This window comes from Planomonospora sp. ID91781, assembly GCF_015711595.1.
Classification (GTDB): Bacteria; Actinomycetota; Actinomycetes; order Streptosporangiales; family Streptosporangiaceae; genus Planomonospora; species Planomonospora parontospora.
The window spans coordinates 557,395-579,576 of the sequence record NZ_JABTEY010000001.1 but is presented as its reverse complement, the minus strand read 5'-3'; the positions used below and the strand labels follow the sequence as shown (position 1 = coordinate 579,576).

Annotated in this window: 15 protein-coding genes; 9 read left to right on the top strand and 6 right to left on the bottom strand. The window is 72.0% G+C overall.

Annotated elements, in window-relative coordinates:
• The first annotated feature begins 124 nt into the window (after window positions 1-124).
• The 3 genes from HS048_RS02660 (at window position 125) to HS048_RS02650 (ending at window position 5,315) form a co-directional block, all read left to right on the top strand.
• On the top strand, window positions 125-1,546 hold the full coding sequence (locus HS048_RS02660) for a non-reducing end alpha-L-arabinofuranosidase family hydrolase (protein WP_196467754.1): 1,422 nt from the start codon (window positions 125-127) through the stop codon (window positions 1,544-1,546).
• A 174-nt stretch (window positions 1,547-1,720) separates the two neighbouring features.
• A complete protein-coding gene (locus tag HS048_RS02655; protein WP_196466049.1) occupies window positions 1,721-3,538 on the top strand; it encodes a family 43 glycosylhydrolase in 1,818 nt (605 codons plus the stop codon).
• Between the two features lie 157 nt (window positions 3,539-3,695).
• Entirely contained in the window at window positions 3,696-5,315 is a 1,620-nt protein-coding gene (locus HS048_RS02650; RefSeq protein WP_196466048.1) for a ricin-type beta-trefoil lectin domain protein, read from the top strand.
• A gap of 61 nt (window positions 5,316-5,376) precedes the next feature.
• On the opposite strand, the gene HS048_RS02645 is transcribed toward HS048_RS02650, so the two are convergent.
• Together HS048_RS02645 and HS048_RS02640 are read right to left on the bottom strand one after the other, a co-directional pair.
• Entirely contained in the window at window positions 5,377-6,729 is a 1,353-nt protein-coding gene (locus tag HS048_RS02645; protein ID WP_068902693.1) for a PHB depolymerase family esterase, read from the bottom strand.
• Window positions 6,730-6,740: 11 nt separating this feature from the next.
• Complete coding sequence (locus HS048_RS02640; RefSeq protein ID WP_231647595.1) at window positions 6,741-8,129, bottom strand: endo-1,4-beta-xylanase; 1,389 nt, start codon at window positions 8,127-8,129, stop codon at window positions 6,741-6,743.
• Between the two features lie 809 nt (window positions 8,130-8,938).
• On the opposite strand from HS048_RS02640, the gene HS048_RS02635 reads away from it, so the two are divergent.
• From HS048_RS02635 to HS048_RS02625, 3 genes are all read left to right on the top strand, one after another.
• Window positions 8,939-9,715 carry an ABC transporter ATP-binding protein gene (locus HS048_RS02635; protein WP_196466047.1) on the top strand — a complete coding sequence of 259 codons (777 nt, stop codon included), beginning with the start codon at window positions 8,939-8,941 and terminating at the stop codon, window positions 9,713-9,715.
• 5 nt (window positions 9,716-9,720) lie between these two features.
• Window positions 9,721-11,052 carry an FtsX-like permease family protein gene (locus HS048_RS02630; protein WP_196466046.1) on the top strand — a complete coding sequence of 444 codons (1,332 nt, stop codon included), beginning with the start codon at window positions 9,721-9,723 and terminating at the stop codon, window positions 11,050-11,052.
• A gap of 89 nt (window positions 11,053-11,141) precedes the next feature.
• Window positions 11,142-12,347 carry a sensor histidine kinase gene (locus tag HS048_RS02625; RefSeq protein WP_196466045.1) on the top strand — a complete coding sequence of 402 codons (1,206 nt, stop codon included), beginning with the start codon at window positions 11,142-11,144 and terminating at the stop codon, window positions 12,345-12,347.
• A 112-nt stretch (window positions 12,348-12,459) separates the two neighbouring features.
• Here HS048_RS02625 and HS048_RS02620 read toward each other — a convergent pair whose 3' ends face one another.
• The 3 genes from HS048_RS02620 to HS048_RS02610 form a co-directional block, all read right to left on the bottom strand.
• Window positions 12,460-13,125: a response regulator transcription factor gene (locus HS048_RS02620; protein ID WP_307832344.1), complete on the bottom strand. Its 666-nt coding sequence runs from the start codon at window positions 13,123-13,125 to the stop codon at window positions 12,460-12,462.
• 154 nt (window positions 13,126-13,279) lie between these two features.
• Window positions 13,280-14,083: a hypothetical protein gene (locus HS048_RS02615; RefSeq protein ID WP_196466044.1), complete on the bottom strand. Its 804-nt coding sequence runs from the start codon at window positions 14,081-14,083 to the stop codon at window positions 13,280-13,282.
• A gap of 209 nt (window positions 14,084-14,292) precedes the next feature.
• A complete protein-coding gene (locus tag HS048_RS02610; protein ID WP_196466043.1) occupies window positions 14,293-17,820 on the bottom strand; it encodes a tetratricopeptide repeat protein in 3,528 nt (1,175 codons plus the stop codon).
• 373 nt (window positions 17,821-18,193) lie between these two features.
• Here HS048_RS02610 and HS048_RS02605 point away from each other — a divergent pair, with 373 nt between their 5' ends.
• Window positions 18,194-19,204: a GlxA family transcriptional regulator gene (locus HS048_RS02605; protein WP_196466042.1), complete on the top strand. Its 1,011-nt coding sequence runs from the start codon at window positions 18,194-18,196 to the stop codon at window positions 19,202-19,204.
• Here the strand turns inward: HS048_RS02605 and HS048_RS02600 are convergent.
• Window positions 19,167-20,081: an alpha/beta fold hydrolase gene (locus HS048_RS02600; protein ID WP_196466041.1), complete on the bottom strand. Its 915-nt coding sequence runs from the start codon at window positions 20,079-20,081 to the stop codon at window positions 19,167-19,169. The genes HS048_RS02605 and HS048_RS02600 overlap by 38 nt on opposite strands.
• 226 nt (window positions 20,082-20,307) lie before the next feature.
• Between HS048_RS02600 and HS048_RS02595 the strand changes: the two genes are divergently transcribed.
• Window positions 20,308-21,459, top strand: a complete 1,152-nt coding sequence (locus HS048_RS02595; protein WP_068902703.1) for a sensor histidine kinase — start codon at window positions 20,308-20,310, stop codon at window positions 21,457-21,459.
• Window positions 21,456-22,115 carry a response regulator transcription factor gene (locus HS048_RS02590; protein WP_068902705.1) on the top strand — a complete coding sequence of 220 codons (660 nt, stop codon included), beginning with the start codon at window positions 21,456-21,458 and terminating at the stop codon, window positions 22,113-22,115. Before HS048_RS02595 ends, HS048_RS02590 begins: the two co-directional genes overlap by 4 nt.
• Window positions 22,116-22,182: the final 67 nt, after the last annotated feature.

The window sequence follows — 22,182 nt, the reverse complement described above, 5'->3', positions numbered from 1 at the left end:
GAACACACCCCCCAACGCAGAAAGGCATCCCGGTCGGCCGGCCCCTCGCGGGCGGCACAGCAACACAGCCCTGATGAAATCGGAGCACGAAGTGAGAATCAGACCCCTAGCCATCCTCACGACCATGGCCGCGCTGCTGGCGAGCCTGTTCGTGGCAGCCCAGCCGGCGAACGCGGCCACGGTCGACACCAACGCGTGGTACGTCCTGGTCAACCGCAACAGCGGCAAGGCGCTGGACGTCTACAACCTGGCGACCAGCGACGGCGCCCGCATCACCCAGTGGAGCCGTAACAACGGCAACCAGCAGCAGTGGCAGTTCGTCGACTCCGGCGGCGGCTACTACCGCATCAAGTCCCGCCACTCCGGCAAGGTGCTGGACGTCTACAACTTCTCCACCGCCAACGGCGGCTCGATCGTCCAGTGGGCCGACCTGAACGGCGCCAACCAGCAGTGGCGGCTGGCCGACTCCTCCGACGGCCACGTGAGGTTCATCTCGCGGCACAGCAACCGGGCCCTGGAGGTGCAGGGCGCCTCCACCGCCGACGGTGCGAACATCGTGCAGTACGACGACTGGGGCGGCGCCAACCAGCAGTGGCAGCTCGTGAAGGTCGGCGGCGGCGAACCCGACCCGGGCGGCACGTGCAACCTCCCGTCGACGTACCGCTGGACGTCGTCGGGCCCGCTGGCGCAGCCGAGGTCGGGCTGGGTTTCGCTCAAGGACTTCACCGTCGCCCCCTACAACGGCAGGCAGCTCGTCTACGCGACGACGCACGACACGGGCACGCGGTGGGGCTCGATGAACTTCGGCCTGTTCACCAACTGGTCGGAGATGGGCTCGGCCAGCCAGAACGCGATGAACTTCTCCGCCGTCGCGCCCTCGCTCTTCTACTTCGCCCCGAAGAACACCTGGGTGCTCGCCTACCAGTGGGGCAGGACCGCCTTCTCCTACCGGACGTCGAGCGACCCCGCCAACCCGAACGGCTGGTCGTCGGAGCAGACGCTCTTCTCCGGAAGCATCTCCGGCTCCGGAACGGGTCCCATCGACCAGGCGCTCATCGGTGACGGCTCGAACATGTACCTGTTCTTCGCCGGGGACAACGGCAAGATCTACCGGGCCAGCATGCCGATCGGGAACTTCCCCGGCAGCTTCGGCACGGCCTCGACGGTGGTCATGAGCGACACGACGAACAACCTGTTCGAGGCCGTCCAGGTCTACAAGCTCCAGGGCCAGAACCGCTACCTCATGATCGTCGAGGCGATCGGCTCGCAGGGGCGCTACTTCCGCTCGTTCACGGCCACCAGCCTGAACGGTTCGTGGACGCCGCAGGCCGCGACCGAGGGCAACCCCTTCGCCGGCAAGGCCAACAGCGGCGCCACCTGGACCAACGACATCAGCCACGGTGAGCTGATCCGCACCAGCGCCGACCAGACCATGACCGTCGACCCCTGCAACCTGCAGCTGCTCTACCAGGGGCGCAGCCCCAACTCCGGCGGCGACTACGGCCTGCTGCCCTACCGGCCGGGTCTGCTGACACTGCAGCGCTGACGGCGTGACCCGGGTCCGGCTCGGGTGGAGCCGGCGCGGCGGGCTCGGTGGAAGGCCGAGCCCGCCCGGGTCGCACAGGCATACCGGCGCCCGTACGGCGGCGCCTCGTGCGGCGACGGTGTGCGAGGTCGGGCAACGCTTCCCGGCCCGAGGTCCCACCTCGAAAGGAACGCCATGAGATCTGCACCATCACGCCGCCTGGCCTGGATCATGAGCGTGCTCTGCGTCATGACCCTGCTGCCCGCGACACCGGCCGGAGCGGACAACCCGATCGTCCAGACGATCTACACCGCCGACCCCGCACCGCTCGTCCACAACGGCCGCGTCTACCTCTACACCGGCCACGACGAGGACGGCTCCACGTACTTCACGATGCGCGACTGGCGCGTCTACTCCTCGGCCGACATGGCCAACTGGACCGACCACGGCTCGCCCATGAGCCTGGCCACCTTCGCCTGGGCCGACGCCAACGCCTGGGCCGGCCACGTCACCCACCGCAACGGCAGGTTCTACTGGTACGTCCCGGTGCGGAACCGGGCGACCGGCGGCATGGCCATCGGCGTCGCGGTCGGCGACAGCCCGACCGGGCCGTTCCGCGACGCGCTGAACCGCCCGCTGGTCGAGAACAACGAGATCGACCCCAACGTCCTCGTCGACGACGACGGCCAGGCCTACCTGTACTGGGGCAACCCCCGCCTCGCGTACGTACGCCTGAACAGCGACATGGTCTCCTACTCCGGCGGGATCAACTACGTCCAGCTGACCGCTGCGGGGTTCGGCGCGCGCAGCGGCAACCCCGGCCGCCCCACGCTCTACGAGGAGGGGCCCTGGGTCTACAAGCGCAACGGCCGCTACTACAACGTGTTCGCCGCGGAATGCTGCTCGGAGTTCATCGCCTACTCCACGGCCCCCAGCGCCACCGGGCCGTGGACCTACCGGGGGACGGTCATGCCCCGGCAGGGCGGCAGCTTCACCAACCACGCGGGGATCATCGACTACGCCGGGGGGTCGTACTTCTTCTACCACAACGGCGCGCTGCCGGGCGGTGGCGGTTACACCAGGTCGGTGGCCGTGGAGAAGTTCACCTACAACGCCGACGGCACCATCCCGACGATCAACATGACCACCGCCGGCCCGCCTCAGGTCGGCACCCTCGACCCGTTCGTCCGGCAGGAGGCCGAGACCATCGCCTGGTCGTCCGGGGTGGAGACCGAGGCCTCCAGCGAGGGCGGCGTCAACGTCGGCTTCATCGAGAACGGCGACCACATCAAGGTCAAGGGCGTCGCCTTCGGCAGCGGGGCCACCGCCTTCACCGCCCGCGCGGCCTCGGGCACCGCCGGCGGCCGGATCGAACTGCGGCTCGGCGGCCCCACCGGCACTCTCGTGGGCACCTGCACCGTCAACGGCACCGGCGGCTGGCAGAACTGGACCACGGTCACCTGCCCGGTGTCCGGCGCGACCGGCACCCGTGACCTCTACCTGCGTTTCACGGGCGGCGGCGGCTACCTGCTCAACCTCGACTGGTGGCGGTTCACCGGCGGGGGCGACGGCGGCGGGAACCTCCTGACCAACGGCACGATGGAGGACGGCACGACCGGCTGGACGAGCTCCGGCGGCACCCTCTCCTCCGCGACCGACGTGGCCCACGGGGGCAGCCGGTCCCTGCTCAACTCCGGCCGCACCTCCGCCTGGCAGGGCCCGCACCAGGACGTGACCGCCCGGCTCACCAACGGCAGGAGCTACACCACCGACGTCTGGGTCCGCTCGCAGAGCGGCACTCCCGGTGCGAAGGCGACCCTGGCCCTCACCGCGAACGGCACCACGAGCTATCTCCAGCTCACCCCCGCGCAGACGGTCGGCACCGGCGGCTGGACCCGGCTCACCGGCACCGCGACCGTCTCGTGGACCGGGACGCTGACCAACGCCTCCTTCTACGTCGAGACGACCGCGGGCACCGACGGCCTCTACGTCGACGACGCCTCCTTCCGCTGACGGGGGCCGCGCCGTGGCCGGGCACCGACCACCGCTGACCGCTGACCGCTGACCGCTGACCGCTGACCGCGGCCACGACCGCGGCCACGCCGTCCTGTACGCCCCGGACCGGCCCCCGCCGGAGACCCGGCCTCCGACTCACCGAGGAGAGACCTCCATGAGCAGGAAACGAACCCGCGCGTTGCTGACCACGGTGGCCCTGGCCGTGGCGCTCACCCCCGCCGCCCAGGCTCAGGCGCTGGAGAACGGCGTGGGCCGCACTCCGCCGATGGGGTGGAACACCTGGAACACCTTCGGCTGCAACATCAACGAGACGCTGATCCGCCAGACCGCCGACGCGATGGTCAGTTCAGGCATGCGCGACCTCGGGTACGAGTACGTCGTCGTCGACGACTGCTGGTTCGACCCGGCCCGCGACTCCGCCGGGAACCTGCGGGCCAATCCGTCGAGGTTCCCGAGCGGCATGAAGGCGCTCGGCGACTACCTGCACGCCCGGGGCCTGAAGTTCGGCCTCTACCAGGCGCCCCTGGACCGCACCTGCGCCCAGTACTTCGGCTCCTATCCGGGCGCCACCGGCAGCCAGGGCCACGAGGCGCAGGACGCCCGGCAGTTCGCCGCCTGGGGCGTCGACTACCTCAAGTACGACTGGTGTTCCCCCACCGGCACCATCGACGACCAGGTCCGCGTCTTCGCGAAGATGCGCGACGCGCTGGCGGCCACCGGCCGGCCGATCCTCTACAGCATCAATCCCAACAGCATCCACGAGAAGACCGGCCCGCGGCGGAACTGGGGCGACGTCGCCAACATCTGGCGCACGACCGAGGACATCACCAACGTCTGGAACTCCGGTCAGACCAACGGCTACCCGATGGGCATCCAGAACATCGTCAACGTCAACGCGCCCCTGTCGGGCTACGCCAAGCCGGGGCAGTTCAACGACCCCGACATGATGGTGGTCGGCCGGGGCGGCATGACGGACACCGAGATGCGCAGTCACTTCGCCCTCTGGGCGGTCATGGCCGCACCGCTGATCGCGGGCAACGACATGCGGAACATGGACTCCGCGACCGCCACGATCATGAAGAACCAGAACCTGATCGCCATCAACCAGGACCCGCTCGGCCTCCAGGCCACCCAGATCAGCAACGACGGCACCCGCCGCATCCTGGCCAAACGGCTGAGCAACGGCGACATCGCGGTCGCACTGTTCAACCAGGGCGGCGGCACGACGACGATCAGCACCACCGCCTCGGCGATCGGTCTGTCCGGTGGCTCCTTCAGCCTGCGCGAGGCCTGGACGAACGCCGTCACCTCGACCACCGGGGCCATCTCGGCGAGCGTGCCGCCCCACGGCACCGTCGTGTTCCGGGTCAGCGGCGGGACGCCCGCCCCCGTGTCCCGGATCCAGGGTGCGGGGTCGGGAAGATGCCTCGACGTCACCGAAGCCTCCCAGGCCAACGGGACCCGGGTGGGGATCTGGGACTGCCACGGCCAGAGCAACCAGCAGTGGACCTCCACGGCGGCCGGTGAACTGCGCGTCTACGGGAACAAGTGCCTCGACGTGCACGAGAACGGCACCGCCGACGGCACCAGCGTGATCATCTGGGACTGCAACGGCCAGAACAACCAGAAGTGGCGCTTCAACCCCGACGGGAGCATCACCGCCCTCGGCGCGGGCAAGTGCCTGGACGTGCCCGGCAACTCCACGGCCAACGGCACCCGCCTCCAGATCTGGACGTGCAGCGGCGCCGCCAACCAGCGCTGGAACCGCATCTGACGCACTGCGGTCCGGACGGTCCGGGCGGTCCCCGGGGAGACCGCCCGGACCGCAGGGTGCGTCAGGCGGCGCCCAGGCTCCATTTCTGGTTGGCGCCGCCGTGGCAGGAGTAGAGCTGGAGGCGGGCGCCGTTGCCCGTCCCGGCGGCGTCCAGGCACAGCCCCGACTGCACGCCGACGATCGTCCCGTCCGGGCCGACGCGCCACTTCTGGTTGGCGCCGCCCCAGCAGGAGTAGAGCTGGATCCTGGCCCCGTTGCCCGTCCCGGCCGCGTCCAGGCACTTGCCGCCGAGAACCCGCAGCTCCTGGGAGGAGGTGAGGGTCCACCGCTGGTTGGCGCCGCCGTGGCAGTCCCAGAGCTGGGGCTGCGTGCCGTCAGCGGTGCTCGAGTTCGGCACGTCCAGGCAGCGCCCGGAGGCGACGCCCCTGATCCGGCCGTCACCGCCGGGGGTGGCGCTCGGAGTGGGCGTCGGGGTCGGGGTCGGTGTGGGCGTGGGACCGGTGCCGTCGAGCCCGAAGAACCGGATCGCGTGCGCGGCCATGCCGGGATGCGGCAGGTTGTGCCCGGCTCCGCTGACGGTGTAGGCCTCGACCTGGCCGGACCCGTAGACCCTCCGCGTCCAGCCCGACTGCGGGCTGGTGGTCGAGGTGGGCGTCCGGCTCACCCCGTGCACGTCGGTCCACTGGTCGACCTCCTTCTGCAACATGCTGAAGTTCAACACGTCGTCCGCGGTGCCGTGCCAGGCCATCAACCGGGGCCGGGGACCGGTGTAGCCCGGGTAGGCGTTGCGGACCAGGTCGCCCCACTGCTGCGGTGCCCGGTCGTTGCAACCGGGCGGGCCGAGACAGCCGAAGGGCACGCCGGCGAAGGGGGCGCCGGCCCTGAACACGTCGGGATAGGTGGCGAGCAGGTTGACGGTCTCCATCGCGCCGGAGGAGAAACCGGTGGCGAACACCCTCGCGGGGTCACCGTTGTGGCGCCGCACGACGTAGTCCACCATCGACACGATCGAGACGGGGTCGCTGCCGCCTCCGTGCCGGAGCGCTTCGGCGGACCACACGTCGAAGCAGTTCGACAGGCCGTTGGCGCTCTTGTTGGCCTGCGGGTAGATGACGACGAAGCCGTAGCGGTCCGCCAGGGACGCGAACTCCGTCTGCTGGTGGAAGTCGGTCGCCCGGCCGTTGCAGCCGTGCATCGCCACCAGGACGCCGGGCCGCGCGGCCACGTTGTCGGGCACGTAGAGGTGCATCTGGATGTTGCCGGGGTTCGCTCCGAAGTCGCCGATCCGGGTCAACGTCGCCGCCCTCGCCTTGGGCGCCGCGACGACGAGACCGGCCAGGACGGTGATCAGCGCAGCGACCACTGCGGCGACCACCGTCCCGGCCCCGATCGGCACCGGCTGGTGCCGTCTCATGATCCGACCTCTCAGCCTCGGTTCCAGGCCCACTTCTGGTTGTTGCCGCCCCAGCAGGAGTAGGTCTGCAGCAGGGCGCCGTTAGCGGTGCCGGCGGCGTCGAGGCACTGGCCCGACTGGACGTTCACGATCGAGCCGTCCGAGTTGACGCGCCACTTCTGGTTGTTGCCGCCCCAGCAGGAGTAGATCTGCACCTTGGCGCCGTTGCCGGTGCCGGCGGCGTCGAGGCACTTGTTGCCGTAGACGCGGATCTCCTGCGCGGAGGTGTAGGACCACTGCTGATTGGAGTTGGAGTGGCAGTCCCACAGCTGGACCTGCGTGCCGTCGGTCGTCGTGGCGTTCGGCACGTCCACGCACCGCCCGGAGGCCGTACCCCGGATCTGTCCGGCGCCCGGGTTCGACGTGGGAGTGACGGTCGGCGTGGGGTCCGGGTCCGGGTCCGCACTGTTGAGCGCGTTCAGGACGGAGTTGTACGCGGCCTTCTTGTTGCCGTTGCCGTCGAAGAGCAGCGCGGTGGCGCTGGCGCCGAGCCAGGAGTCGCTGTCACGGACTCCCCAGACCGTGATGCCGGTACAGCGGGACACCGCCAGGCAGTCGTTGACGACGTTGGCGTACGTGGTGGCCGAGCCGCCCTGGATGTCCAGCTCGGTGATCTGCACGTCGACGCCCAGGGCCGCGAAGCTCTGGATGGTCGTGCGGTAGTTGCTGTTGTAGGGGCTGTTGCTGTTGAAGTGCGACTGCAGGCCGACGCAGTCGATCGGCACGCCGCGCTGCTTGAAGTCGCGGACCATGTTGTAGACGGCCTGGGTCTTGGCCCAGTTCCAGTTGTCGATGTTGTAGTCGTTGTAGCAGAGCTTGGCGGCCGGGTCGGCGGCCCGCGCGGTGCGGAAGGCCACCTCGATCCAGTCGTTGCCGGTCTGCTGGAGGTTGGAGTCGCGTCGGCCGCCGGAGTTGCCGTCGGCGAAGGCCTCGTTGACGACGTCCCAGGCGTAGATCTTGCCCTTGTAGTGCGCCATCACGCCGTTGATGTGGTTGATCATCGCCTGGCGGAGGCTGCTGCCGCGGAGGTTCCGCATCCACTCCGGCTGCTGGGAGTGCCAGGCGAGCGTGTGGCCGCGCACCCGCTTGCCGTTCTGCACCGCCCAGTTGTAGATCCGGTCGCCGTTGCTGAAGTTGAACTGCCCCTGGTTGGGCTGCAGGGCGTCGATCTTCATCTCGTTCTCGGCGGTGATCATGCCGAACTCGCGGTTCGCGATCGAGGTGTAGGTCGAGTCGCCCAGCTTCTGGGCGGCGATGGCCGTGCCGAAGTACCGGCCGCTCTGCTGGGCGGCGGCGTGCAGCGTGTTCTCCGCCGCGTTCGCCGGGGTCGACACCATCAGCGCCGCGCCTACGATGCCCACGGCGCCCACGGCGCCGATGATCCTGCCGAGGGCGCCGAAACGTGCGGATGCGGATGAGGGTAAAGGCTTGCTGTCCATGCCTGACTCCACACTGAAATCACGGAAGGGGGGATGTGCGGGAACCCGGTGGACGACGCCGCACCCCTGACCGGAGGTGCACACCACGACGGCGTCATGACCGGCGGCCCTCGCCGATCACCACATCGGGCAGGGCCGACCGCCTCGGAGATCAGTGTGGAAACGTAACCGAAACATGTCAACACCTCAGCGAAAATTTCGGAGCGATCAGTCTGGGGTTGAGGCTCGGATATCGGTGTTGTGGAGCAGCTGGAGGCCCCAACGGGAGTGATCGGGCAGAAAATTACCGATGTCTGGCCATGAAAGTTTCAGATCGAATCCGCAAGTTGCGGCCATGGAGGCCGACTGTGAGTGGAGCGGCACCCGCCCGGCGCGGCCGGCGCCCGGGGCCGTACCTCTTGACGACATCCGGGTCGGCTGTATTTACTCGCCGCCATCACCACCAAGGGCGCGGGGTGTCGAAGGAGGGTCGTACCGCCGGATGATAGCGCTAACATGGCTCCCCGCCCATGAGACGCGCAAGGTCGTCGAGCCTGGGTGACACCACGCGCCCGGGTCGCTCCGTGTCCGCCGCTCCGCCTCCGCACGGGGGCGGGCCGGCCGGGCGGACCGAAAGGGGTGCCGCGGGAAAGGGCCGGCCCCGCGCCGAGGCCTGGGGTGTGGATATCCGAACCCCGGATTCGGGTGTCACCACGATCGTCCGGGACGGCGGCCGTGCCGAGAATCGAGACATGTCACTCTTCGGAAACGAGCAGGAGTACGGTGTCCGGCCGGAAGGCGGTGGCGTCGGCCGGGAGATCCGGGTGCGGGGACTGCGCCGCGAGTTCGAACGCGGCGGCGGCCGGGTGCACGCGCTCCAGGGAGTGGACGTCACCTTCGCCCCCGGCTCGTTCACCGCGGTCATGGGCCCGTCGGGATCCGGCAAGACCACCCTGCTGCAGTGCGTGGCCGGTATGGACCGCCCCACCCGGGGCTCCGTCCACTGGGGTCCGACCGAGATCACCAGGCTGCGGGAGCACAGGCTCGCCCGGCTGCGGCGCTCGACGGTCGGCTTCGTCTTCCAGGCCTACAACCTGATGCCGGCCATGACGGTCGCCGAGAACGTCGTGCTGCCCACCCGCCTGATGGGCGGCCGGACCGACCGGGCGCGGGTCGGCAGGGTGCTCACCCAGGTCGGCCTGGGCGGCTGCGAGAAGGAGCGGCCGGGCAGGCTCTCCGGCGGGCAGCAGCAGCGGGTGGCGATCGCCCGGGCGCTCTACAACCAGCCGGAGATCCTCTTCGCCGACGAGCCGACGGGCGCCCTCGACCGCAACACCGGCCGGGAGATCCTCCGGCTGCTGCGCGAGGGGGTGGAGGAGCACGGGCGGACCTGCGTCATGGTCACCCACGACCCGCTGGCCGCCGGTTTCGCCGACCGGGTGCTGATGATGACCGACGGTGAGCTGGTGGAGGACCTGACCCGGCCGTCGGCCGCGGTCATCGCGGAGAAACTGGGCGGACTCTCATGATCAAGATGGCCTGGGGAGCTCTGCGCACCCGTCCCGCCTCCTTCGCCGGACTCGCGACGGCACTGTTCCTGGCGGTGTCCGTGATCACCATGTTCGGGTCGATGGTCGCCGCGGCGACCACGACCGAGGGCGGTTCCGACCTCGCGTTGATCGGCGGTGCGTTCGGCGAGATCGCGATGATCATGGCGATGTTCGTCGCGGTCACCACGCTCGGCTTCGCGATCCGCGGGCAGTACCGCGACCTGGCGCTGCTGCGCACGGTGGCGGCCACGCCGCGGCAGGTGCGCCGGCTCGTCCGTTTCCAGGTCGCCGGCCTGATCCTGCTGGTCTCGCCGCCCGCCTGGGCGGCCGGCGCGGTCGCCGCGCGGAGCTTCCTGTCCGCCCTGGTGGACCGCGGCCTGGCACCGGCCGGCGCCTTCGTGCCCGGCAACCCGCTGCCCCCGCTCATCGCCACGCTGGCCACGGTCCTCGTCGGCCTGCTCGCGACGGTCTTCGCCACCTGGCGGATCTCGCGCGGCACACCGAGTGCGGCGATGGCCGGGACGTCGGCCGAGACGGGCCGGATCGGCTGGCTCCGGACGCTGCTCGGGCTGCTCGCCGTCGGCGGGGTGGGGGTGCTGTGCGGTTTCCTGGTCGACCAGGAGCCGGACGAGGCCGCCCAGGCCGCCCTGCTCGGAGCACTGGCGTCGATGGTCGCGCTGGCCCTGCTCGGGCCGCTGCCGGCCCGGATCGTCGTCACGCTGCTCGGTCTGCCGCTGCGCCTGCTGCGCGGCGGTGAGTCGGGCGGCTGGCTGGCCGCGGTCAACACGCGCGGCCACGCCCACCGGCTGTCCTCCGCGGTCGTGCCGATCGCACTGCTGGTCGGCCTGTCGACCACGTTCATGGTGATCACCGACACGATCCGCCACCACATGGCCGGCGTGCTGCCGGACGCGGTGTCGGATGACGACGTCTGGCTGCGCGGCGTGGAGGTGGCGATGCTCGCCCTGTTCGGGACGGTGGCGACGCTCAACACGCTGATCTCGCTCACCACGGCCCGCAAGCGGGAGTACGCGCTGCTCACCCTGATCGGCGCGACGAAGCGGCAGCTCGTCCGGATGCTCGCGGCCGAGTCGGTGCTGACCGCGCTGACCGGCGTCGTGCTCGGTGTCGCCGTCGCCGCCCCGGTCAGCATCGCGTTCGCACTGTCACTGGCCGACGACCCGATACCGTACGTCTCCATGGGCGACTACGCACCGATCCTCATCGGCGCGGTGCTCCTCGCGGTGACCGCGGAGATGGCCGCCGGTCTGCGGACCATCGCACTCGACCCGGCCACCACGGTGACGGCGCCGTGACCGGCGGAGCCGGCACGCCGGCGTCCGCCGGGACCGCGGTCCCAGCGGACGGTCTCCCCGTCCCGCGGTCCCGGGCGGCGCGGTCCCGGGTGGCGCGGTCGTGGCCGCGGCTGCGCGCAGGCGAGGTCGCGTTCGCCATCGCGGGTTTTCCGGTCGCACTGCTCGGCCTGGCCGCCGTACTGCTGGGCACGTACGCCGGAGCCCTGCTCGCCCTGACCGTCGTCGGGCTTCCCGTCATCGCCGGCGAACTGCGGGCCGCCCGGCTCACCGGGCGGTTGCACCGAGGGCTGCTGCGCTCGCTGCTGGACGTCCGGATCGAGGCGCCGGCCGGCATCGCGGCGTCACCGACCGCGCTCTCCTGGGTCCGGGCCGGTCTCGCCGATCCGGCCGGCTGGCGCGCCGTGGGCTACCTGTTCGTCCGCTTCCCGCTCGCGGTGCTCGGCCTGTTGGCCGCGGCGGGCCTGCCGGCCCTGGGCGGCCTGATGATCGGGATGAGCGTCTGGCTGCTGACGGCCCAGCCCGCGGGGCGGCCGCCGGCGTGGCTGACCGGTCTGGCCGTCCCGGCCGGGCTCCTGGTCCTGCTGGCGGTGCCCTGGGCGGTACGGGGCACCACCCTGCTGAACGTGTGGGCGGCGCGGCAGCTGCTCGGGCCCAGCCGCGCCCAGCGGGAGCTGACCGATCTGCGCCGGGCGCGCAGCACCGCCATCGCCGAGCACACCCGCAGCCTGCGCCGGATCGAACAGGATCTGCACGACGGCACCCAGGCCCAGCTGGTGGCGATCGCGATCACGCTGGCCCTGGTCGCCGACTCGGTGGACCCGCGGGACGAGCGGGTGCGGAAGCTCGTCGGCCGCGCCCGCGAGCAGACCGACCACACCATCGCCGAGCTGCGCCGGCTGGTCCACGGCATCGATCCCACCGCCCTGCAGGACGGCCTGCCCGCGGCCCTCCGGGCCCTCGGCGAGGACGCGGCGCTGCCGGTCGAACTCTCCCTGCGGATGCCCGAACGGGCACAGCCCGGGATCGAGCGCGTCGCCTACTTCTGCGTCGTCGAGCTGCTCACCAACGTGGTCAAGCACAGCGGGGCGAGTGAGGTACGGCTCGACGCGTCGGCCGAGGGCGGCCTGCTGCGGATCGCGGTGACCGACGACGGCCGGGGCGGCGCGGAGATGGGCACCGGTACGGGTCTGGCCGGGCTGCGGGAACGGCTCGCCTCGGTCGACGGCACGCTGACCGTCGACAGCCCGCCCGGCGGTCCCACCCGGGCCGAGATCAGGTTGCCGACGAGCCTCTGAGCCGGGCTCAGGCGCTCATCCGGGCCGGGACCAGGCTGGCAGCGGCATCCGAGCCGTGCTCAGGCATCCATCCGGGCGGAGGTGAGGTCGCCGACGAGCCTCTGAGCCGTCCTCAGGCGCCCACCTCGGTCAGATAGGTGACGACGGCCTTGACCCGGCGGTTGTCGGTGTCGGTCGACGGCAGCTCGAACTTGCCGAAGATCGCTGCGGCGTGCTTCTCCACCGCCCGCTCGGTGACCACCAGTCGCGCCGCGATCGACTTGTTCGAGTAGCCCTGCGCCATCAGCTCGAGCACCTGCCGCTCCCGGCCGGTGAGCCGGTCCAGGCGCCGGCGGCCGCCGCGCATCATCTTGTCGACGATCTCCGGGTCGAGCGCGGTGCCTCCGGCGGCGACGCGGTGCAGCGCGTCGACGAACTGCGAGACGGCCGCCACCCGTTCCTTGAGCAGGTATCCGGCACCGTGCGCACCGGTCGCCAGCAGCCTGGTGGCCCACGCGGGCTCGGCGTGCTGGGAGAAGACCAGCACGCCGAGATCCGGATGATCGGCACGCAGTCTCTCGGCGGCCCGGATGCCCTCGTCGGTGAAGGAGGGCGGCATGCGGATGTCCACGATCACCACGTCCGGCCGATGGGCGCGCACCGCGTCGTGGAGGCCCTCCGGGGTGCCGGTCGTGGCGACGACCTCGCAGCCGCGCCCGGTCAGCAGCTCCACCATGCCGTCGCGCAGGATGACGTGGTCTTCGGCGATGACCACGCGCAGCGGCCGGTTCTCCTCCACGAGCACATGATGGCACGCGGCGGCGAACGGGTGAGGAACACGGCGGGGCCCGCACCTGCGATGTGGTTCTCGGCAGGTGCGGGCGGAGCCGGTGGGGGCGCGGATGCCGGGCCGGTGAGGTGGGTTCCGTGCTCACCGGCGCCGGCCGGGGTGGTCATCCCCGCGGGCCGAAGCCCGTCATGAGGACGTGGACGGCGATGAGGACGACGGTCCAGATCATGGCGCGCCGGGTCGGTGCGGGGCCGTTGCGCAGCAGCGAGACGCCCAGGGGGATGAAGGCCAGGCACAGGCCGCCCACGGCGATGAAGGACTGCGGCTCGGTGCCCTTGAGGGGGCCCAGGGCCAGGGCCGACATCAATCCCAGGGCGACGGAGCGGCCCAGGCCCAGGGCGCCGGAGCGGTAGGCGCCGACGGCCAGCACGATCCAGCCGAAGAAGGCCGGTCCGGACATGGTCTTGAAGGGGTGCCACAGGGTCTCGCGCCAGGCGTCGTAGTAGCCGGTGACGCCCTCCAGCATGGTGGACAGGCCCAGGACGTCGGTCAGGTGGAAGGACATGTGGTCGATGCCGAACTGGAAGGTCCGGGTGAACAGGCCGATCATCACCAGGCAGCCGCCCCACATGCCCCACAGCGGGTTGGTGACGGAGATCCGCTGGGCCAGCGTCATGACCGCCGGCCACAGCAGCACGAATCCGAGGGCGAAGCAGGTGTAGGCGGCGGTGATGAGGGTGGGGTGCTGGCTGTAGGCGCGCAGCTGGTAGGGGACGAAGTAGTAGAACTCCGAGCGCAGCAGGGTCCCGGCCAGGATCAGGGTGGGGCCGACGATCAGCGAGATGCCACTGATCCATCGGCCGGGAAACGCCGGCCGACGGTCCAGGTCGGCGGCGGAGTTGGCGGCCCTGCGGTCCGCGCCGGCCTGCCGCCATCCGGTGATGCGCCCGCGAAGATCGGTGGTCATGGGGTGCCGTCCCTTTTCTCGTCCGTGTCGGTGCGCCCTGCCCGGTGCGGCGGGGCACATGAGAATGGTGCGGTTCGGGACGGGGTTCGCGCGTCTGGCCGGGGTCGCATCTCGACGGGCGGGCCCGGGCGGGTGGTGCGACCCCGGACAGAGGCGGATGTCCGACCGTGGTCAGATGCCGTACGGCCTGCCGGACGGGTAACGTCGCATCACGGGCCCGCGCCGGGCGGACGGGCGGCCTCGGCGCTGCCGATCTCGTGGAACAACCGCACGCTCCGGTTCCTGTAGGAGCCGGCGTCGGCGCCGGAGGCGGCCTCACCGAGCGTGCGGAGGACGCGGGCCTCGCCCAGCCGATGGCCGGTCTGGCGGTGGATCTCCAGAGCGGTCCGGGCCTGCCGTACCGCCTCGGGGCGGTCTCCCGCGGCCAGCGCGATGTCGGCGAGCGCGGTGCGGGCGAGCCCCTCCATCAGGCGGAAGGACCGCTCGCGGGCGAGCCGCAGAGCCTGCTCGGCGAAGGAGACGGCCTCGGCCGCGTCGAGGCCGCGGGTCGCGTTCGCCAGCCCGACGAGAGCGGCGGTCTTCTCGAACACGTGGGTCTCGTCGGCCAGCTCCACCGCCCGGCGGTAGTGCTCGGCGGCCTGGACGTGGCGGCCGGTGCTGTGGGCGAGCCTGCCCAGCGCGTTGTGCGCGATCGCCTCGAAGTAGGGGTCGGCGATGTCGCGGCTGCGCAGCAGCGCCCGTTCCCCGTGGGCCAGCGCCGCCTCGTACCGGCCCAGGTCGCAGTGGACCTCGGCGAGGTAGGCCAGGGAGTGCAGCTCGACGGCGTGGGACCCGGCCTTCTCGGACAGCGAGAGCGCCCGGCCGAGATGCCGGAGCGCGTCGTCGAACCTCCCCTGCAGATAGCAGACCTCTCCGAGGTTGAGCGCGGTCATGCCGTCGGTGTCCGGGTGGAGCTCGAAGCCCCGGTCGAGGTGGCTGAGCGCGGAGTCCAGCCGGCCCATCTGCGCGTACACCTGGGCGAGGTTGATGTGCTTGATGCCCAGCATGCCCGACCGGCCGGCCTCCTCGTCCAGCTCGATGCCCTCGGCCAGCCAACGGGCCGCGTCGTCCAGCCGCCCGGCGCGCAGGTAGTAGCCGGCGATGTTGTTCCGGATGGCGGCGGTGCCCTCCGTCCAGCCGCCCCGGTCGGCGAGCGAGCTGGCCCTGGTGAACAACGAGAGCGCGTCGTGCCGTCCCTGGAACGCGTGCGCGTTCGCCAGGGTCAGCATGGCCGCGGCCATGCCCGGCACGTCCCCCTCCTCCTCCGCGGCCGTCACCGCCGCCTGCGCGCACGAGAGCCAGTCGCTCATGCTCCCGCTGGCCCAGAAATGGCTGCGCATCGCGTCGGTGAGGAGCCAGGCCGCCCGCCGCGGGCCGGACCGGGCCGCATGGTGGACGGCGGCGACGAGGTTGCGGTGCTCGGCGGCCAGCCATCTCGCCGCCGAGGCCGGATCGGCGAACGAGGCGGGCGTCACGCCCTCGGACGTCGCGCCCGGCGGAAGCTTGACCCAGTGGGGATGGCCCTGCTCGACGGCCGCCCGGACGCTCAGCAGATACCAGTCGTAGAGGCGCTGCCGGGCCTTCGCGGCATCGTCCGGGTGCTCCTCCTCGGCGGCGCGTTCCGCGGCGTACAACCGCAGCAGGTCGTGGAAGCGGTAACGGCCGGGCTCGTACCGGTCGACCAGGTGCGCGGTGGCCAACCGGGTGAGTTCCCGCCTGGTCTCGGCCGCGCCGGACCCGCTGAGGGCCGCGGCCGCGTCGAGGGTGAAGTCCACCCCGGGTACGAGGCTGATCAGCCGGAACAGCCGTGCCGCCCGCGGCGGCAGCGCGGCGTAGGAGAGGGCGAACGCCGCCTCCACCGCCGTGCTCCTGGTGTCGTCGATCGCCAGCTCGGCGATCCGGTCGCCTGCGCGGAGCGCCGTGAGGTACTCCTGCACCGTGCCGTAGGCGCCCCGGCTGATGTTCGCCGCCGCGATCCGCAACGCGAGCGGCAGCCGGGCGCACAGCCGGGCGAGTTCGCCCAGCAGCTCCGGTGACGCGTCGTGGGTGCCCGCACCGAGCAGCCGCGTCAGCAGGGCCACGGCCTCTCCGTCGTCGAGCACGTCCAGCTCGACGATCAGAGCGTCGCCGTGGACCTTCAACCCGGACAGGTCGTTGCGGCTGGTGACGACGACCGCGCTGTGGCGGTTGGCCGGAAGGAGCGGGCGGACCTGGTCGGGGCCGGTCACGTTGTCGAGCACCAGCAGCAGCCGGCGGTCCGCCGTCATGGTGCGGAACAGGGAGATCCGGGCGTCGACGTCGAGCGGGACGTTCGCCGGCGGCACTCCGAGGGCCGTCAGGAAACCGCTCAACGCGTCGGCGGCCGTTTTGGCGGCGCTGTCGGAGTAACCGTGCAGGTTGTAGAAGAGCTGGCCGTCGGGGAAGCGGTGGCGCACGCGGTGGGACCAGTGCACGGCGAGCGAGGTCTTGCCGACGCCGGCCGTACCGCTGATCACCGACAGCCCGGCCGCGGCGGGACGGGCGTCCGCAGCGGTCAGATGGTCGTTCAGCCGGCTGATCTGCCGCTCGCGGCCGGTGAAGGTGGCGATGTCGGCGGGGAGCTCGGCCGGAACGGCATCGGGGCGGAGGCCGGAAGGGGGAGGGGCGGACGCCTGCGCCGCGGCCTCCTGACCGAGGGCCCTGGTGTGGGCGTCCCGCAGCTCGGGGCCCGGCTCGATGCCGAGGTCGTCCCTGAGCCGGTCACGGAGGTCGCCGAAGGCGCGCAGCGCCGCGGCCCGCTGCCCGGACGCGGCCAGCGCCAGCACGATCCGCGCGTTCAGTCCCTCGTGCAGCGGTTCGGCGGGGAGGACCTCGCGGAGCCGCTCCAGCGCGGCCTGATGGTGCCCGTGCCCCAGGGCCAGATCGGCGTGGTCCAGGGCCGCGGCGAGGCGTTGCTGGGACACGGCGACGGCGACCGGGTGGTGGAGCGCGTGCGGGGCGAGGTCGGCCAGCGGCTGCCCCCGCCACAGCGACAGCGCCTCCTCGTAGGCTCGTTCGGCGTCCTCGGTCTCGCCCGCGTCGCGGTGGGCCGCCGCCCGCGCCACCAGGTCGGTGAAGTCCAGCAGATCGCTCTGACCGCTCGCCAGGGCGAGGCGGTAGCCCGCGCCGGTGCGGCTGATCAGCTCCTCGCCCGCGCCGGCGCCGCCGAGGAACCTCCGCAGGCGTGACACATGGGTGTGCACCAGATCCGGGTAGGTGGCGGGGATCTCCTCCCCCCAGAGGAAGTCGACGATCTCCGTATGGGTGACGACGCGATCGGCCTGGAGCGCGAGCAGGCCCAGGAGGCGGCGCTGCATCGGGGGCCTCAGGTCGGCGGCGCGCCCGAGCACGCGGACGGTCAGCGGTCCCAGGAGTTCGATCCGCAGCACCGGGTCCCCGGGGTGCGGCGGCAGGCTCTCGGCGGCCTCCTGGATCGGGCCGGGCCCGGGGGCCTCCCGGAGCGGGCCGGGCCCGGGGGCCTCCTGGAGCAGGTCGAGCTCGGCGGCGGACAGGCCGGCCGCCTCGATCAGCCTGCGCACGGAGCGGGCGTGCGGTCGCCGGACCGCGCCCTGTTCGATGTCGCGCAGCGTCCGGACGCCGACGCCGGCACGGCCGGCGAGCTCCCGCTGGGTGACGCCGGCTCTCCTCCGGTACGCGAGCAGCAGCTCACCCAACGTCATGGTGCCTCCCCTGACACATGATCCCCGTCGATTCGACAAGCTACTGCGTCACCGCCGGTGAGGTCTTCCGGTTTCTGCCGGTAGTGGCGAGTTCTGCCGGTACACCCCCGATTGAGCGGCATCAGCGCAGGTGACGCCGTCCGGACGACGTCCAGCCTCCGGCCATCCGGCCCTCGTACGCTCGGCGCATCGAAAGGCTGTGGCCCACGGCATCAGTCCACGGCAGCAGCGGAGACTCCGCTCCATTCGGAAGGAACGACCCGTGACCGCAACCGCGCGAAGAGGGCGGTCTGGCTCAGGCCGATGCCGGCTGGAGAAAGGCCGTCACGCACCGAACCACCCGTCCGTCCATCCGGTCACCCCTTTCCGGTCCGTGGCCGCCTTCGCCACCGACGGGGTGAGCTCGTTCGGGGTGAGCGCGGTGAGCAACGTGTTCGCCGACCGCTCCCACCTGGGACTGCCCTCCTTCGGCCTCACCGTCTGCGCCGGCGGACGCGGTGCCCTCCGCACCGATCTCGGTCACCTCATGGAGGTGGGGCACGGGCCCGAGGCCATGAGCACCGCCGATCTGGTCATCATGCTGCCCACCGACGGCAGACCGCTCACCCTGCGCGAACCGGTCGCCGACGCGATCCGTGACGCCCACAGGCGGGGGGCGATCATCGCCGCCTACGGCACGGGATCGTTCCTGCTGGCCGGGACCGGTCTGCTCGACGGCCGCCGCGCCACCACCGACTGGCGCCTGGTGGCCGACCTGGCCGGGCGGCACCCCCGGATCACGGTGGAACCGGAGGTCCTGTACGTCGACGAGGGACGCCTGGTGACCGGTGCCGGAGCGGCGGCGGGCATCGACATGTGCCTGCACCTCCTGCGTCGCGAGCACGGCACGGCCGTCGCGAACGCCGTCGCGAGGGAGGCGATGGTCGCGCCGCGCCGGGAGAGCGGAGAGGTGCACTACGTCCCCGCCGTCCCCGCCCCGCCGGACGCCCGGGCCGCGGGCGGGCCCCGGGCCGACGACGCGCGCATGGACGACGTCCTGCGCTGGTCACGGACCCGGCTCCATCAGGCCATGTCGGTGGACGACCTGGCCAGACACGCGCTGATGAGCCCGCGCACCTTCGCCCGCCGCTTCCGGGAGGTCACCGGGACCACGCCCCACGCCTGGCTGCGCGACCAGCGGCTCGACCGGGCCGAAGAACTGCTGGAGACCACCGACCTGCCGATCCAGGAGATCGCGGACCGCGTGGGCTTCCGCTCCGACGGCGTCCTGCGCGATCACTTCGTCAAACGGCACGGTGTCCCTCCCCGCGACTACCGGCGGGTCTTCGGCAGGCGCCGGGAACCGGTCACTCGTCACGCGCCTGACGGGCGGCTTCCGCGGTGACGCGCTCGATGGCCCGGACGGCGACATCGGGCTGGTCGAGGTAGATGTGGTGCCCGCTGGCGGCGGCCGTGCTCAGCCTGCTGCCGGGGGACAGCGCGAGCCACCTGCGCTGGCCCGCGGACCATGCCTTCTCCAGGCGCGGCCCGTACTCGGGGACGGCCGCGAGGTACTGCTCGCCGTGCTGGATCACCTCCACCGGGATGTTCCCGGCGGAACGGACCTCGCCGTCGGTGATGACGAGCTTCTCCGGGTTCTCGCCCCGGAAGAACGCGAGGTTCTGCGCGCGCAGCTCGGCCGCCGGGCCCTTGGCGGACTCGGGGATCGCCTTCGTGATGTCGGCGGCCATCGTGGACGGGGTGGCGTCCATCAGGACCAGCCCTCCGACCCTGTCCCGGTGGTCGGGGGCGTACCTGGCGGCGATCAGCCCGCCCAGCGAGTGGCCGGCCAGGACGACCGGGCCGTCACCGGCGACGCGGTCGAGCACCCCGGTCAGGATCTTCCCGGTGCCGTCGAAGTCCTGCGGGCCGTCCGGCCGGTCGCTGGCGCCCGCGCCGAGCCGGTCGTAGGAGCAGACCCGGTTCCGCTTCGCCAGCGTCTCCTGGAGGGCGGCCAGCTTGTCCAGCCCGTCGCCCGCCCCGTGCATCAGGACGATGACCGGCCCGCCTTCCGCCGGGTCGCCGGAACAGGACACGTTCACCGACCGGCCCGCGAGGTCGATCTTCTCGGTCCCGGAGACCGGGGCCGCATCGGCCGTCCGCGTGGCGGAGGCGAAGGGGTCCCAGTTCTCCACCGCGTCGCCGTTGCAGCCGGCGGCTCCCGCGCCGAGCACGGTGCAGCACAGCGCGGCCGCGACGGATGTCCTGATCCTGCGAAGCATGAGGTCCTGTCCTCCAGTGAGGGAGCCGGCACCGAGGCGGTGCGCACGGCGGCACAGCGGGAGAGCGGACGGAAACGTCCGCGGCCGCGTCGTAAAGCTACGCATCCGGCGGTCCGGGGTCGTCCCCGTACGGTGGACATTCACCGGTAGCTCGCACGGGGGACAGGCGCGTTCCGCGGGCGAGGGCCGTTCCGGCGTGGCGCGGTGCGGCCGCTACGCTCGCCCGATGATCGACCTGGGGCGGGTCACGGACCGGTGGCGGCGGTGCGGCGTCGTGGTCCGGGATCTGCCGTTCGGACTGCTGCTGGTCGCCGTGTCGCTCCTGCCGGCGCTGCACGGCAAGGGGACGCAGGTAGGCGACCTGCCGATCCGCTCCTTCGACGCGCTGGCGCTCGTGGCGATCGCCCTGGAGTCCCTTCCGCTCGCCGTACGCCGGAGGTGGCCGGCCGTCTGCCTCGTCCTGGTGTCGCTCGGCTTCGTCCTCGACCAGCTCCGCGCCTACCACGTGCTGGCGAGCAACGCGATGCCCATCGCGCTGATCAGCGCGGCCGCCCACCTGGAGCGCCACCGGCGCGTCACCGCGGTCCTCCTCTCCGCGGCGTACGTGCTGCTCGCCCTCGCGCTCGACCGGCTCGGCGCGGGTGAGAAGGTGGAGGGGTACGTGGTGTTCTACCTGGCCCTGGCCCTCGCGTGGGGCATCGGCGTCCGGTTGCGCTCCGCCCGCGCCGCCGAGGCCGAACGCCGCCGCCACGTCGCCGAGGCCACCCGCGCCGCCGAACGCACCCGGATCGCCCGCGAGCTCCACGACGTCGTGACCCACCACGTGACGGCGATGGTCGTGCAGGCCGAGGCCGCCCGCTACCTGACCGCCGCCCCCGACCGCCTCGACGCGACGCTGAGCGCCGTCACCGACACCGGCCGGCGGGCCATCACCGACCTGCGGCACATGCTCGACCTGCTCAAAGCCGATCACGACACCGACATCGGCGTACCGGCCGCCGGCGGGCTCCGCACGCTCGTGGAGCAGACCCGCCGGGCCGGGCAGCCGGTGGAGTTCACCGAGGAGGGCGGTCCGGCCGAATCGGCGGGCAGCGCCGAGTTCGTGGCCTATAGGGTCGTCCAGGAAGCCCTGACGAACGCCCTCAAACACGCCCACGGCAGCCCCACCGCGGTCCGGGTGCGCTACGGCGAGAAGGAGATCAGCGTGGAGGTCAGCACCGACGGACCCGGCTCCGGGACCGCTTCTCCCGGCGGGGGCGGACGGGGCCTGGCCGGGCTCCGCGAGCGGGTCGAAGCCGTCGGCGGCCGGTTCAGCGCCGACCGGCAGGCGGGCGGCTTCCTCGTACGGGCCCGCATCCCCGCGGGGAGCCGGTCGTGACGGCGCCGGTCCGGGTCCTGGTCTGCGACGACCAGGAGCTGATCCGCACCGGTTTCGCGACGATCATCGATGCGCAGCCGGACCTGGAGGTGGTGGGCGAGTGCGGCGACGGCCGTGCCGCGGTGGATCTCGCCCGCCGGTTGAGCCCCGACATCGTGGTGATGGACGTGCGGATGCCGGAGCTCGACGGCATCGAGGCGACCCGCCGGTTGGCCGGCGCCGGGGTGGCGGACCCGGTCAAGGTGCTCGTGGTGACGACGTTCAACCTGGACGAGTACGTCTACGAGGCGCTGCGGGCCGGTGCGAGCGGGTTCCTGCTCAAGGACGCCCCGCCGGCGCAGCTGCTGCACGGTATCCGCACCGTCGCGACCGGCGCCGCGCTGCTGGCGCCCGAGGTGACGCGGCAGCTCGTCGGCAGGTACGCGGCCCGCATCCGCCCCGCCCAGGCCGCACCGGGCGAGACCGCGCTGACCCCGCGCGAGCTGGAGGTGCTGCGCCTCATCGCCGACGGCCGGTCCAACAGCGAGATCGCCGCCGCCCTGGTGATCAGCCAGGAGACCGTCAAGACGTACGTGTCGCGCATCCTCACCAAGCTCGACCTGCGCGACCGCGTGCAAGCGGTGGTCTACGCCTACCGCAGGGGCCTGGTGACCTGAGGCGCACCGCCCGGGTGCGGTGGAGGTGACGCGGTGGCCGTCGCGGCGGTCGGCCCGCTCGCCGCCG